This is a genomic window from Sulfuricurvum sp. RIFOXYD12_FULL_44_77 (genome assembly GCF_001830725.1).
Taxonomy (GTDB): Bacteria; Campylobacterota; Campylobacteria; order Campylobacterales; family Sulfurimonadaceae; genus Sulfuricurvum; species Sulfuricurvum kujiense_A.
Genome location: NZ_MIBU01000164.1, coordinates 5,293 through 5,933 on the forward strand (window position 1 = coordinate 5,293; position 641 = coordinate 5,933).

The following is a 641-nucleotide window of genomic DNA, read 5'->3' on the forward strand; positions in this document are numbered from 1 at the left end:
GTATCATTAAAAGGACGTGCTTTGAAATTATTGGTTGTAGATGATAGCTCGACAATGCGCCGTATTATCAAAAATACACTTTCTCGACTCGGTTATGAAGATGTCTTAGAAGGTGAAGACGGTGTCCAAGGGTGGTCGGTTCTGAATGAAAATCCCGATATGGGAATGTTGATTACCGACTGGAATATGCCGGAAATGAACGGTTTGGAATTGGTCAAAAAAGTACGAGCTGATGCGCGTTTTGCTGATCTTCCTATTATTATGGTTACGACAGAGGGGGGGAAAGCGGAAGTTATTACTGCCCTCAAAGCCGGTGTAAACAACTATATCGTTAAACCGTTTACTCCTCAAGTACTCAAAGAAAAGCTTGCTGCAGTACTCGGTACAGAGGGTTAATGCAAGATTACTATTATATGCTGGTGGTAAAACCATCATCGCATCTTGAGCTGTTTAGTGATTTTCTTGTCGATGTATTACCCGTTGGATTTGAAGAGATTGATGATGGATTTATCGTTCGAAGTGAAGAAGACTTAGAGACGGTAATGTGGGGGATTGAACAATTCGCCGAAGCACTTCAGCGTGCGGTAGGTGCAGTTGTTGATGTCGAGATGACCCTTACAAAAGAGAAAAATGATGATTGG

The 641-nt window shown here is 42.0% G+C and carries 1 protein-coding gene and 1 pseudogene; both read left to right on the top strand.

Annotated elements, in window-relative coordinates:
* Positions 1 to 21: 21 nt before the first annotated feature.
* Positions 22 to 396: a chemotaxis response regulator CheY gene (locus A2517_RS06630; RefSeq protein WP_294895344.1), complete on the top strand. Its 375-nt coding sequence runs from the start codon at positions 22 to 24 to the stop codon at positions 394 to 396.
* A pseudogene (locus A2517_RS06635) lies at positions 396 to 641 on the top strand (50S ribosomal protein L11 methyltransferase); the annotation flags it as partial. The gene A2517_RS06630 and the pseudogene A2517_RS06635, both read left to right, overlap by 1 nt.